Genomic DNA, 14,676 nt, shown 5'->3' with positions numbered 1-14,676 from the left:
TTGGCTGGATTATATAAGGACTATGACATGAGAAAGGGCATACCTTGAAAGAAAGATAGTTCACCTTAACACCCATTAACCAAATATCCTAACTTGATTCCTGGGTGCAAAGGTAAAAGAAATACAATGAAGAGACTAAAGAAATAGCATGGGACATAGAAACTCCTGATTAATTACAATAATTTATCATGAGATTTTTCAGATGGCTGAAAAGTCTGTTGAATACAGACATTACCCCCAAAAAACAACAAGAAGTAAGTAACACAATAATAAATAGAAGAACAATGGCAAGAAAAACCGTTATTTCCAAAGTTGTTGAGGAAAATGCTCAGGATGGTGTCATTGAGTTTCCACAAAATAGGACACTCTATGTAGACCAGTTTACTGACGCTGCTCCCAACACCGATGAAGACCGAGAAGGCTTCAAAGCAAAAAGCATGAAGGAAGTTTTCGAACATTTCCAACCATCAAAAGAGGGCGTAACCCTCTCTACGGAAGAAGGTGGTGCTGTATATGAAGATTTCCAGTTTAAGCAGATGAAAGACTTCGAGGATGAGCAGCTTATTGCTCAGAGTGAGTTGCTTAGTGGAAAAAAGTCAAAGATTGACGCATACAATTCTGTAATTCGTCAGTTGGAGAAGAACAAGACATTGCGTAACGCATTGAAAAATGATGCTGCGCATGAAGATTTGAAGAATGCGTTAAAGTCTCTCCTTGCAGAGCTTGAGGACGCAGATTAACAACTAAAATTGATTATTATTATGGCAGTAGAAGAACAGAATTTGGCATCTTCGTCCGCCGGAATGGAACTACAGGAAAGACAAACTGTAGCAAATCCTGCGGAACTCCTTCAGAAAAGCCTGTCTGGATTGGATAAATTTGGAGGCTTCCAGTTGTTGAAGGGACTTATCAAAGGTGTTGAGAATATGGATTCTCGTAGAAAAGCCATCAAGAATGTTTTCTTGAACGATAGTGCATACGAGGATGCGAGAAACAGATTGAAGAATGAACTTTCCCTTTGGGTTGAGATTCTTGAATCTGGTGGTAAAGACCCAATGGAGATTGTTGACTCTTGTAAGGAAGAGTGTCAAAAAGCGGAAAGAAATCTCAGCGAGAATTTGTTCTGCATTCATGACGAGATATGCCATATGCGATTATCTGCTGCTTGTCATTGCTAAGAAGGTATATCGTATTGATCAAAATCTTTATATATTATCGGCCGCCATTGGTAAAGTCCTCTTTGAAAGGAAACCTTTAGGTGAGCTATTTGTTAAACCCAAACGTCCTCAGAATGACTACGATAATAGTCAGTTGACCTTATGGGAAGATTTCTTTGGACAATATTATTGCTTAATCCAAATGAATATTATAAATTTAGGAATTCTTGCTCACATTGATGCAGGAAAAACTTCCGTAACCGAGAATCTGCTGTTTGCCAGTGGAGCAACGGAAAAGTGCGGCCGTGTGGATAATGGTGACACCATAACGGACTCTATGGATATAGAGAAACGTAGAGGAATTACTGTCCGGGCTTCTACGACATCTATTATCTGGAATGGAGTGAAATGCAATATCATTGACACTCCGGGACACATGGATTTTATTGCGGAAGTGGAGCGGACATTCAAAATGCTTGATGGAGCAGTCCTCATCTTATCCGCAAAGGAAGGCATACAAGCGCAGACAAAGTTGCTGTTCAGTACTTTACAAAAGCTGCAAATCCCGACAATTATATTTATCAATAAGATTGACCGTGCCGGTGTGAATTTGGAGCGTTTGTATATGGATATAAAAACAAATCTGTCGCAAGATGTCCTGTTTATGCAAACTGTTGTCGATGGATCGGTTTATCCGGTTTGCTCCCAAACATATATAAAGGAAGAATACAAAGAATTTGTATGCAACCATGACGACGATATATTAGAACGATATTTGGCGGATAGCGAAATTTCACCGGCTGATTATTGGAATACGATAATCGCTCTTGTGGCAAAAGCCAAAGTCTATCCGGTGCTACATGGATCAGCAATGTTCAATATCGGTATCAATGAGTTGTTGGACGCCATTTCTTCTTTTATACTTCCTCCGGCATCAGTCTCAAACAGACTTTCAGCTTATCTCTATAAGATAGAGCATGACCCCAAAGGGCATAAAAGAAGTTTTCTTAAAATAATTGACGGAAGTCTGAGACTTCGAGACGTTGTAAGAATCAACGATTCGGAAAAATTCATCAAGATTAAAAATCTAAAGACTATTTATCAGGGCAGAGAGATAAATGTTGATGAAGTGGGTGCCAATGATATCGCGATTGTAGAAGATATAGAAGATTTTCGAATCGGAGATTATTTAGGTGCTAAACCTTGTTTGATTCAAGGATTATCTCATCAGCATCCCGCTCTCAAATCCTCCGTCCGGCCAAATAAGCCCGAAGAGAGAAGCAAGGTGATATCCGCTCTGAATACATTGTGGATTGAAGACCCGTCTTTGTCCTTTTCCATAAACTCATATAGTGATGAATTGGAAATCTCGTTATATGGTTTGACCCAAAAGGAAATCATACAGACATTGCTGGAAGAACGATTTTCCGTAAAGGTCCATTTTGATGAGATCAAGACTATCTACAAAGAACGACCTATAAAAAAGGTCAATAAGATTATTCAGATCGAAGTACCACCCAACCCTTACTGGGCCACAATAGGGCTGACTCTTGAACCCTTACCGTTAGGGGCAGGGTTGCAAATCGAAAGTGACATCTCCTATGGTTATCTGAACCATTCTTTTCAAAATGCCGTTTTTGAAGGGATTCGTATGTCTTGCCAATCTGGTTTACATGGATGGGAAGTGACAGATCTGAAAGTAACTTTTACTCAAGCCGAGTATTATAGCCCGGTAAGTACACCTGCTGATTTCAGACAGCTGACCCCTTATGTCTTCAGGCTGGCTTTGCAACAGTCAGGTGTGGACATTCTCGAACCGATGCTCTGTTTTGAGTTGCAGATACCCCAAGTAGCGAGTTCCAAAGCTATTACAGATTTGCAAAAACTGATGTCTGAGATTGAAGACATCAGTTGTAATAATGAGTGGTGTCATATTAAAGGGAAAGTTCCATTAAATACAAGTAAAGACTATGCCTCAGAAGTAAGTTCGTACACTAAGGGCTTAGGCATTTTTATGGTTAAGCCATGTGGGTATCAAATAACAAAAGACGGTTATTCTGATAATATCCGCATGAACGAAAAAGATAAACTTTTATTCATGTTCGAAAAATCAATGTCATTAAAATAATGGAGCGGTCAGGAAATTTCTATAAGGCAATACGGTTGGGATATATACTTATCTCCATTCTTATCGGATGTATGGCATATAATAGCCTCTATGAATGGCAGGAGATAGAAGCATTAGAACTTGGCAATAAAAAAATAGACGAGCTCCGAAAAGAAATAAACAATATCAATATTCAAATGATAAAATTTTCTCTATTGGGTGAAACAATACTGGAATGGAACGATAAAGATATCGAGCATTACCATGCACGGCGTATGGCAATGGACAGTATGCTCTGCCGTTTCAAGGCCACCTATCCAGCAGAGCGCATCGATAGTGTGCGCAGTCTTTTAGAGGATAAGGAACGACAGATGTTCCAGATAGTCCGGTTAATGGATGAACAACAATCTATTAACAAGAAGATAGCCAATCAAATTCCGGTTATTGTACAGAAAAGTGTGCAGGAACAGTCCAAAAAGCCAAAACGAAAAGGTTTCTTAGGCATATTCGGCAAAAAAAAGGAAGTAACTCCAGCAGTATCAACCACTATCCTTCATTCGGTCAATAGAAACGTAATCAGCGAACAGAAAGTGCAGGATCGCCAATTGTCGGAACAAGCCGACAGCCTTGCAGCTCGTAATGCAGAACTTAACAGACAACTGCAAGAATTGATTTGCCAAATAGAAGAAAAGGTACAAACCGAACTGCAAAGCCGGGAAAACGAAATAGTTGCCATGCGTGAAAAGTCATTTATGCAAGTAGGCGGTTTAATGGGATTCGTTCTTCTATTGTTGTTAATTTCCTACATCATCATACATCGTGATGCAAAAAGCATTAAACAATACAAGCACAAGACAACTGATTTGATAAGGCAACTGGAACAATCCGTACAACGGAACGAGGCACTGATAACGTCAAGGAAGAAGGCGGTACATACTATCACCCATGAACTGCGCACACCGCTGACAGCAATAACAGGCTATGCCGGACTGATACGGAAAGAACAGTGTGAGGATAAGTCCGGGCAGTATATCCAAAACATACTGCAATCCTCCGACCGTATGCGGGATATGCTTAACACTTTGCTTGACTTCTTCCGCCTGGACAACGGCAAGGAACAGCCCCGTCTGTCACCCTGCCGGATTTCAGCAATCACGCACACACTTGAAACGGAGTTCATGCCTGTTGCCGTGAACAAAGGGCTGTCCTTGTCCGTGAAGACTGGACACGATGCCATTGTATTGACCGACAAAGAGCGAATAATACAAATCGGGAATAACCTGCTGTCAAACGCTGTCAAGTTCACAGAAGAAGGCGGTGTTTCTTTGATTACTGAATATGATAATGGAGTTCTGACACTGGTCGTTGAAGATACAGGTACAGGCATGACAGAAGAGGAACAGAAACAAGCGTTCGGTGCGTTTGAACGTCTATCAAATGCCGCCGCAAAGGAGGGTTTCGGGCTTGGGCTTGCCATAATGCGTAATATTGTGTCGATGCTTGGCGCAACAATCCGTTTAGACAGCAAGAAAGGGAAAGGCAGTCGTTTCACAGTTGAAATTTCTATGCAGGAAGCTGAAGAACAGCTTGGATATACAAGCAATACACCTGTTTATCATAACAATAAATTCCATGATGTTGTCGCCATTGACAATGATGAGGTATTACTTCTGATGCTGAAAGAGATGTATTCCCAAGAAGGAATACACTGCGACACTTGCACCGATGCTGCGGCACTGATGGAAATGATACGCCAGAAAGAATACAGCCTGTTGCTGACAGACTTGAATATGCCCGATATAAACGGTTTCGAATTGCTGGAACTGTTGCGTTCGTCCAACGTGGGCAATTCACCAACAATCCCGGTGGTTGTGGCAACCGCTTCGGGCAGTTGTAACAAAGGGGAACTATTGGCAAAAGGCTTTGCCGGATGCCTGTTCAAACCGTTCTCCATATCGGAACTGATGGAGGTTTCCGACAGGTGTGCCATAAAAGCGACACCGGACGGGAAACCGGACTTTTCCGCCTTATTGTCCTATGGCAATGAAGCCGTCATGCTGGAAAAGTTGATAACTGAAACAGAAAAGGAAATGCAGGCGGTACGGGATGCAGCAAAAGAAAAAGACCTGCAAAAGCTGGATTCCCTGATCCACCACCTGCGCAGTTCGTGGGAGGTGCTCCGTGCCGACCAACCGCTGAATGTACTTTACGGATTGCTTCGTGGCGATGCTCTCCCGGATGGTGAAGCGTTAAGCCATGCCGTGACTGCCGTGCTGGATAAGGGAGTGGAAATAATACGGTTGGCAGAAGAGGAAAGGAGAAAATACGAAGATGAATAAGACAAAAATAATTGTGGTGGAAGACAACATCGTGTATTGCGAATATGTCTGCAATATGCTGTCACGGGAGGGCTACCGCAATATGAAGGCTTACCACCTCTCAACCGCGAAGAAACATCTGCAACAGGCAACAGATAATGATATCGTGGTTGCCGACCTGCGTCTGCCTGACGGCAGTGGCATAGACCTTTTGTGCTGGATGCGAAAGGAGGGAAAGATGCAGCCCTTCATCATTATGACCGACTACGCCGAAGTTAATACCGCCGTGGAAAGCATGAAACTCGGCTCGATAGACTATATTCCCAAACAGCTTGTGGAGGATAAACTTGTCCCCCTGATCCGTTCCATACTGAAAGAACGTCAGGCAGGACAACGCCGTATGCCTATATTCGCCCGTGAAGGTTCCGCCTTTCAGAAAATCATGCACCGCATAAGGCTGGTAGCCGCCACCGATATGAGCGTGATGATATTTGGTGAGAACGGCACGGGCAAGGAGCATATTGCCCACCTGTTGCATGACAAGAGCAAACGTGCAGGCAAGCCATTTGTGGCGGTAGACTGCGGTTCACTCTCCAAAGAGCTTGCACCGTCGGCTTTCTTCGGACACGTCAAAGGTGCATTTACAGGTGCGGACAATGCCAAGAAAGGATATTTCCATGAGGCGGAAGGCGGCACGTTGTTTCTGGACGAGGTAGGAAACCTCGCGTTGGAAACCCAACAGATGTTGCTCCGTGCCATACAGGAGAGGCGGTATCGCCCGGTCGGAGACAAGGCAGACCGGAATTTCAATGTCCGCATCATCGCTGCTACCAATGAAGATTTGGAGGTATCGGTGAATGAAAAGCGTTTTCGGCAGGATCTTCTGTACCGCCTGCACGACTTCGGGATAACCGTTCCTCCGTTGCGTGACTGTCAAGAAGACATTATGCCGCTGGCAGAGTTCTTCCGTGATATGGCAAACAGAGAGCTGGAGTGTAGCGTGAGCGGGTTCAGTTCCGAAGCACGTAAAGCGTTGCTGACACACGCATGGCCGGGCAACGTGCGGGAACTTCGGCAGAAAGTTATGGGTGCTGTATTGCAGGCGCAGGAAGGTGTTGTCATGAAAGAGCATCTGGAACTTGCCGTGACGAAACCGACCTCTACTGTCAGCTTCGCCTTGCGCAATGACGCGGAGGATAAGGAGCGGATATTGCGTGCGTTGAAACAGGCAAACGGCAACCGGAGTGTCGCCGCAGAACTGCTCGGCATAGGCAGGACAACACTATACAGCAAACTTGAAGAGTATGGACTTAAATATAAATTCAAGCAATCATAGCCCGTAATTCACTGAATTTGGCTATCTTTGCATAACATTTGAGAAAAACGGCGATTGGCAGGAGCTTTTCGCCGCCAACATATAGGATAAGACCGCAAGGCGTTTCAAGCGAAAATCTGGTAAATTGGAACTACGGAGACGATTGCGTGATGCTTATGCTATGCTTACGCATAGCGTGCATTCACGTACTCTCCGTAAAGGCTTTACCAGAGCCATCGCTTGAAGGTAGTGTGAATTGCACGCTACTTTTTTACCCTTGCCTAACGAAAGGAAACGATTATGGGTAAAGTTCAGATTCTCGCCGTACTGACGATGGACGGATGTCTTTCTTCAGAGTTATATGATAAAGCACATCAGGATTTGTGCCTTGACCGTTGCGGTCTTGATGAAATCAGGAAGAAAGCCTTTTACCGTGTGACACCGGACTATTCCATTTCAATGCTGCACGAATGGAGAAAAGACTGCACAAACATCCGTTACCTCGCGGAAGCCACACCGGACACGGCAGACTATATAAACGGACTGCTGCGGATGCACGCTGTGGATGAAATCATACTATACACCGTTCCTTTCATATCCGGAAGCGGACGACATTTTTTTAAGTCGGCTCTGCCAGAGCAACACTGGACGCTTTCCTCTTTGAAAAGCTATCCCAACGGTGTATGTCGCATTATCTATATCCTTGATAAAAAAGCAAGATAGCCAAAATGTGCGGCAAGCATACATTTCTATTTTCAGGAATAGAATAAATGTTCCGATTACAAACAATTTAAGTCGGAGATAATTTGTCCTTGTGAAAAAATACTGAATTTTATACCTCTGAAATCCAGCACTTTGTAAAATTGAGTGTTGGATTTTTTATTTTCTGCCGCGTTTTTTGCCAATTATATTCATGTGCGCACGCAGAAAACAAAGTGTAATTTTCAAAATTGACAGAACCATGAATTATTTCTTGCTGGCGGAAACCGACTTTTTCCGCCTGATAAACGAAGCCGGCGACTGCAATATGGAAACGGCATACACGGCTTTCGCCACCCAAGTGATCGAACTGTGCAACGGCGGCATGGACATGAACCTTACCGTCATCGCGCTTGCCTACATCGAAATCGAGTTGCAGCACCATCCCGTACGTAATCTGTCAGAAGAAAAAAGAGAGATTGCCGCCTACGTCAGCAAGGCTCTGTCTTTCGTAAGAAAGATGCAGAAATTCCTTGCCACGCCCCAAGTGCCACCACTAATATCCGCCAACAACGCAACAGAAACCACCGCCAGCCTTCTTCAATGGACGGGCAATGCCATCGACCTCGTGGAACTTATCTACGGCATAGACGTGATGGGCTGCATCAACAACGGCAATATGCCGCTCAAACAGCTCGCCCCACTTCTCTATAAGATATTCGGGGTTGATTCTAAAGACTGCTACCGCTTCTACACTGATATCAAACGCCGGAAGAACGAAAGCCGCACCTATTTCATTGACAGGATGCAGGAAAAACTGAACGAGAGAATGTTGCGTGATGAGGAGTTGGAGCGGATGAGAAAATAAAAAAATATCCATTACATATGAGAAGACAGGAATACTCGTATCCTGTCTTTTTATTTTCATTTAATTATATATTAATTAGCACAATATATGTGAGTTTTTCATTCCTATAAGGACAAATTTCAGAAACGTATGTCTGGTAAATTATTGAGTCATCATAGTATGAACATATATCATTACTAAAAACAATGAAACAACTTCCATAAGATTGTGGTTGTAAAAATCGCCATTTAATAGCCCGTTTTTTTTGTAAAATTCGCCAATTAAAAAAATATGATTATCTTTGCATTATATTTTATAAGGTATGGAAACAGTAAATAGAATACTTCAAGAGAAGATTACAGCACGAATCGCGCCCAATAAAGCAGTACTGATTTTTGGTGCTCGCCGTGTTGGTAAAACGGTAATGATGCGTAAAATTGTGGACAACTATTCAGGTAGGACGATGATGCTCAACGGCGAAGACTACGACACATTAGCACTATTGGAGAATCGCTCAATAGCCAATTATCGGCATTTATTGGATGGTATTGATTTGCTGGCTATTGATGAGGCACAGAACATACCACAAATCGGTAGTATTCTGAAGTTGATAGTTGATGAAATACCGGGAATAAGTGTCTTGGCAAGTGGTTCTTCGTCATTCGATTTGCTGAATAAGACTGGTGAACCGTTGGTCGGCCGCAGTACGCAATTTCTCCTTACACCATTCTCGCAACGGGAAATCGCACAGACGGAAACGGCACTTGAAACCCGCCAGAACCTCGAAGCGCGCTTGATTTACGGTTCCTATCCCGAAGTAGTAATGATGGAGAACTATGAACGTAAAACAGACTACCTACGTGATATTGTCGGTGCATACCTGCTTAAAGATATCTTAGCAATTGACGGCTTAAAAAATTCGAGCAAGATGCGCGATCTACTGCGATTGATAGCTTTTCAGTTGGGCAGCGAAGTTTCTTACGAAGAGTTAGGTAAACAACTCGGCATGAGCAAGACGACCGTTGAAAAATACCTCGACCTATTGGAAAAGGTCTTCGTTATCTATCGTCTGGGGGCTTATTCGCGTAACCTACGCAAGGAGGTTACAAAAGCTGGCAAGTGGTACTTCTACGACAACGGCATTCGCAATGCCATTATCGGGGCTTTCTCACCGCTGGCCATTCGGCAGGATGTCGATGCGCTGTGGGAGAACTACATCATCGGAGAGCGGCGCAAAGCGAACTTCAATGAGGGACTGCACAGGGAGTTCTATTTCTGGCGCACCTACGACAAACAGGAAATCGACCTGATTGAGGAGAGTGCCGACAGTCTTACCGCCTTGGAGTTCAAGTGGGGAAATAAAATGCCGGCCGCACCGAAAGCCTTCCAAGAAGCCTATCCCTATGCCGAGTTTCATGTGGTAAATCGGGAGAATTATTTGGAGTTCGTATAATCAATAAATTACGTATATGGAAACAAAACTACAATCCAAACAGCAATATCCGCGGTTTATCCAAAATAAACCGTGTGGTATTGACAAATTCGATGGAGGTTCGCAAGAAAGGTTGGCAAAAACTATTGCTCGCCATTTTTGTCAGAATGATTCATTGGATGAGGAATGTACTTTACCTCGAATTATCGGCATCGAAGGTATTTGGGGATCTGGAAAATCCAACGTGGTTAAAATGTTGGAACGTGAATTATCAGACGACTATTACTTTTTTGAGTATGACGCATGGGGACATCAAGAGGACTTGCAACGCCGCTCTATATTGGAATTGCTTACAAGCAAACTTATTGATGATGGTATCCTATCTGGAAATGCAACAATAAAAGTCAAAGGTGGAGGTACGAAAACCGTATCATGGTCTGAAAAGCTGAAATATTTATTAGCCCGTAAAACGGAGACCGTAACCGAAAAATATCCCCTTATCAGTAATGGTATGGTTGCGGCATTTTTGGTTGCAGTTTTAACTCCGATATTTACATTTATTGCGTATGCAGTAAAACCTACACCCACAACATGGTGGTTTTCTTTATTGTCTATTATCATAGCTGCACTGCCAGTTCTTATTGCATTGTGCGTTTGGAAATGGGCATATAGCAAAGATCATAAATATGGATGGAGTTATATGTTAGCTATTTATCAAGATAAAGTCGAAAAGGACGTTTGCTATGAGACTTTGAGCGAAGACGAACCAACGGTTTACGAGTTCAAAACATGGATGCAAGACATTTCTGATTTTATCAAGGAAAAAGGACAACGTAAATTAGTCCTTGTTTTTGACAACATGGATCGTCTCCCCGCTGAAAAAGTAAAAGGTTCCCTGAGTTAGCGTGATTTTCCTCCTACTCGATTTGAGTTCCATAATCTACACTTTGTTAGTTTTTGACTTTGTTGTCAATGATTATTGTTCAACAACAACTGTTTTTTTCTAACAATATACTATTTCTACCAAGAAAATACATAAAAGTTGTTGTAATATATGTAAATATTCGTCTTTGATGCTTTCTGCCATTATCTTTGCCGATTAAAATGTTAGTGCAAAGCAATAATGAAGTAATAGAAACGTAAAAAGTAAACAACATGGAACGCAAAGAACAGACCGGGCATATCTGTAGATGGATGGCTTTAGGCATCATGACTGCCATCGTCATCGTAGGATGTACCATTGTAATCGGCCTATTTGAATGGCGCGACAGAAAGGAGATTGAGTGTAGAAATGCAGAACTGCATCAGTGGCGAAAGAATGTGCATGACTTAAACTTGCACATAACGAAATTGTCACTGCTTGGTGAAATGGTTGCGGATTGGGACTCAACAGATGTAAATGAGTATCATTCGCTTCGATTGGAAGTGGACAGTATGCTTCAAGGCATCGCAGGTATCTGTCCGAAGAAAGATGCTGATACAATCTGCCATCTTTTTGCAGAAAAGGAACAGCTTCTTCTGGATATAAAGGATGCTATGCAGGAACTGAATGCCACTCAAGAAAAGCTGACCGCAGAAGTTCCAAGAATTGTAGAGCAGAATAAGACTGAAAGCAAAAGATTTTCAGCTATGCCACAGCAGGCAAAGCCAAAGAAGCGAGGTTTCTTCAGCAGATTGTTCGGCAAGAAAGAAAATGCAGTAACAACAGGAAACCGTTTAACCCAAACTGAAAAGATGCTCACCAACCTAAACCAAACGGTTGTTGCTAAACATCACCAGCAAAGCCGTAAGGTAGTGGAGATATTGGATAGTCTTGGAAACAGAAATGAAAGTATCAATAAGCAGTTGCAAAGAGTAATCAGCATAGCTGATGAGAATGTGGATAAAGGCATCAAAGTTCGTGAGCGACAAATCGCAGACTTGGAAGGCAATTATACCTATTATTATATAGGGATGATAGGATTGTTGATATTGGTGTTTTTCGTATTATTCCTATTGGTGTGGCGATTCGCATTCAAGACACGTAAGAGCAAGGAAGAAACAAGAAAGGTGATGCTGACTGTAACGCATGAGATGCGCAGTCCCTTGTCTGCCATCAAGGATTATGCTCGCAAGATTAGCGGACTTGAAGATGCTACGGATGAAAGCAAACGGTATGCCGACTTGATTGTTGACACATCGAAAGGCTTGACTTCTATGATAGACAGTTTCCTGGTTTACTCCAAATTAGCGAATGGAAAGGCGACCGTCAAGGAACGCCCTTTCCGTATGATGGACATTGCCGAGCAATTAAAAATGGAGTATGAGCCCTTTGCTGCGAAGAAACAACTGGAATTGAGCGTCAACAATAAGGCAGATGGTGTTGTCAATGGAGACAAGGAAAAGGTGCTTACAATAGGACGCAATCTGCTTTCCAATGCCATCAAATATACGGGAAAGGGTGAGATTGTATTATCCACAACCTATAAAGATGGTGTGTTCATGCTAAAGGTTAAGGATACAGGAACAGGATTGGACGACAAGCAACAAAAACAAATCTTCAAGGAATTTGCAAGATTGGGAAATGCGGTTACCCAACCGGGATTTGGCTTGGGGCTTTCCATTGTCAAGAACCTCGTTTCACTGATGAAAGGAAAAATCGATGTGTCCAGTCACCAAGGGCTGGGAAGTATCTTTACCATTAGTCTTCCTATGGCTGCAGCCGAAAAGCAGAATGTAGAACCAACTCAGTATAGAACGAAACGACAAGATTCGTTTACTGTCATTGCCATTGATGATAGCCATGTGCAACTGAGTACCATCCGTGAAGCGTTTGCATCAAACGGCATCGTATGTGACACTTGTAATAATGCCACGGATTTATTGGATATGATGCGCAAAAAATCTTATGATCTGCTGATAACGGATTTGAAGATGGCTGAAGTGAATGGTATCGAGATTCTGGAAATGATGCGTATGGTGAACGTGCGTAACTCCAAGACCATTCCTGTTGTCGTTATGACAGCAGCACCAAATGTGAGTGAGCAAGAACTGCTTGATGCAGGATTTGTCGCTTGTCTGTTCAAGCCGATGTCTGACAAGGATTTGATAAACACTGCAAGAAAGTGTGTGAATGGCAAGATAGCAGAAAAACAAATAGACTTTTCTATGTTGCTGACCTACGGCAATGAAAAAGAGACTTTGGAGAATTTCGTAAAGGAAATGACTGACACATTGGGCAGTATCCGTAATGCAGCCCAAGAGGAGAACCGCAAGAAAATGTCCGATGCCATTCACCACGCAAGAAGCTCGTGGATGATGGTACAATCTGACGAGTCTTTGAACCATCTCTTTGACCTGATTGAAGATTCTACATCATCAGACGACGTTATCAACCAAGCGGTTGAGGATGTTTTCGCACATGGTGAGGCAATCATCAAAGCCGCACAAAAGAAAATTGAGGAGGTAACAGCATGAAGAAAGTAATAATCATTGAAGACAGCCCTACATTTTGCAATATGTTGGGCAAGAAGTTGGAAGCGAAGGGATGGAAAACAATCTTATGCTACAATTACAGAGATGGTCTGAAAGCTGTGAGGGAATCCTCTGAATGGGATGTTGTCATTTCGGATATGCGCTTGGGGAATGATAACGGTATCGACCTGTTGGAATGGATGCGTAGTAACGGCTATCAGAATCCATTTATTATCATGACATCTTACGATGAAAGCATGAGTGCCGTGAGGACTATGAAATTGGGAGCAGAAGACTATATACCGAAGAAATTGTTGCTTGATGTAGTTTATGAACGTTTGGAAGAAATCATAGACAAGCAGAAACGACTCGTAGAGTTGAATAACAAGATTGTTTACCGCAAAAGTGAGAAGTTTCGCCGTATATACAAAATGGCAGAATTGTTTGCCAAAAGCGACATGGCTGTTATGATATTGGGAGACAACGGAACAGGCAAAGAACATATAGCGGAAAAGATACATCTGCAAAGCAAAAGAGCCGACAAGCCTTTTGAAGTAGTAGATTGCGGTACGCTTTCTGCGGAACTTGCCGTTTCCGCTCTCTTCGGACATGAGAAAGGAGCATTCACAAGTGCAGACGCAGCAAGAAAAGGTTACTTTGAATTGGCTGCTGGAGGTACGCTGTTCTTGGACGAGATAGGCAACCTGCCGAAAGACGTACAGGCGATGCTGCTGCGTGTGTTGCAATCCAAGAGCTACCGACCATTGGGAGCTACAAAAGATAAAGTGGCTGATGTGCGCATTATTGCCGCCACCAACGAAAACCTGCAAGAGGCAGTTCGGGAAGGACGATTCAGAAGCGACCTGTATTATCGACTTCACGAAGCGGTTATTGAGATTCCACGATTGCGAGATTGCAAGGAAGATATTATGCCATTAGCTAACTTCTTTCTGAAACTATATGATAGGCATACGGACAAAGAAATAAAATGTATCAGTAAGGAAGCGCAAAGGGCACTTGTAAGCCATACATGGCCAGGTAATGTGCGTGAGTTGAAATCATGTATCATGCGAGCTATGCTGTTATGCGAGAATGAGATAATAGATGTCGAGGACTTGCAGTTGTCACAATCGACATTGACAGAAGAGGCTTTGGACTTTGATGAACAAGAACGCAAGATCAATCGAGAGCGTATCTTGTGGGCTTTGAAGCAATGCAATGGCATCAAGCGTGATGCGGCAAAAATGTTGGAAATGAGCCATACTACATTCTATGCCCGTATGAAAGAGTATGGTATTCCTACTAATAAGTTGTAATGGTATAGGAACCGTGTAAGGAAGATTGGACG

General features: G+C 42.8%; 10 protein-coding genes and 1 pseudogene. All 11 read left to right on the top strand.

Annotated elements, in window-relative coordinates; all coding sequences use genetic code 11:
- The first annotated feature begins 284 nt into the window (after window positions 1–284).
- The 11 genes and pseudogenes from P3T48_RS12100 (at window position 285) to P3T48_RS12050 (ending at window position 14,644) form a co-directional block, all read left to right on the top strand.
- Entirely contained in the window at window positions 285–740 is a 456-nt protein-coding gene (locus P3T48_RS12100) for a hypothetical protein (protein WP_142990542.1), read from the top strand.
- A gap of 21 nt (window positions 741–761) precedes the next feature.
- A complete protein-coding gene (locus P3T48_RS12095) occupies window positions 762–1,178 on the top strand; it encodes a hypothetical protein (protein ID WP_142990541.1) in 417 nt (138 codons plus the stop codon).
- 181 nt (window positions 1,179–1,359) lie between these two features.
- Window positions 1,360–3,285, top strand: coding sequence for a tetracycline resistance ribosomal protection protein Tet(Q) (gene tet(Q), locus P3T48_RS12090; protein ID WP_276506861.1), 1,926 nt, complete (start codon window positions 1,360–1,362; stop codon window positions 3,283–3,285).
- Window positions 3,285–5,603, top strand: coding sequence for a hybrid sensor histidine kinase/response regulator (locus tag P3T48_RS12085; protein WP_276506858.1), 2,319 nt, complete (start codon window positions 3,285–3,287; stop codon window positions 5,601–5,603). Before tet(Q) ends, P3T48_RS12085 begins: the two co-directional genes overlap by 1 nt.
- A complete protein-coding gene (locus P3T48_RS12080; RefSeq protein ID WP_004291471.1) occupies window positions 5,596–6,918 on the top strand; it encodes a sigma-54-dependent transcriptional regulator in 1,323 nt (440 codons plus the stop codon). Before P3T48_RS12085 ends, P3T48_RS12080 begins: the two co-directional genes overlap by 8 nt.
- 279 nt (window positions 6,919–7,197) lie before the next feature.
- Complete coding sequence (locus P3T48_RS12075; protein ID WP_004291474.1) at window positions 7,198–7,620, top strand: dihydrofolate reductase family protein; 423 nt, start codon at window positions 7,198–7,200, stop codon at window positions 7,618–7,620.
- Between the two features lie 238 nt (window positions 7,621–7,858).
- On the top strand, window positions 7,859–8,464 hold the full coding sequence (locus tag P3T48_RS12070) for an RteC domain-containing protein (protein WP_004304269.1): 606 nt from the start codon (window positions 7,859–7,861) through the stop codon (window positions 8,462–8,464).
- Between the two features lie 301 nt (window positions 8,465–8,765).
- On the top strand, window positions 8,766–9,896 hold the full coding sequence (locus P3T48_RS12065; protein ID WP_089543125.1) for an ATP-binding protein: 1,131 nt from the start codon (window positions 8,766–8,768) through the stop codon (window positions 9,894–9,896).
- A 16-nt stretch (window positions 9,897–9,912) separates the two neighbouring features.
- A pseudogene (locus P3T48_RS12060) lies at window positions 9,913–10,764 on the top strand (P-loop NTPase fold protein); the annotation flags it as partial.
- 266 nt (window positions 10,765–11,030) lie between these two features.
- Window positions 11,031–13,331: a hybrid sensor histidine kinase/response regulator gene (locus P3T48_RS12055; RefSeq protein WP_089543124.1), complete on the top strand. Its 2,301-nt coding sequence runs from the start codon at window positions 11,031–11,033 to the stop codon at window positions 13,329–13,331.
- The gene (locus tag P3T48_RS12050) at window positions 13,328–14,644 is read left to right on the top strand and encodes a sigma-54-dependent transcriptional regulator (protein ID WP_089543123.1); all 1,317 of its coding nucleotides are present in this window, start codon (window positions 13,328–13,330) and stop codon (window positions 14,642–14,644) included. The genes P3T48_RS12055 and P3T48_RS12050 overlap by 4 nt, the downstream gene beginning before the upstream one ends.
- The last annotated feature ends 32 nt before the right edge of the window (window positions 14,645–14,676 follow it).

Source organism: Segatella intestinalis (assembly GCF_029348455.1).
Lineage (GTDB): Bacteria > Bacteroidota > Bacteroidia > Bacteroidales > Bacteroidaceae > Prevotella.
The sequence above is the reverse complement of the archived record's forward strand: the minus strand, read 5'-3'. Positions and strand labels throughout refer to the sequence as shown.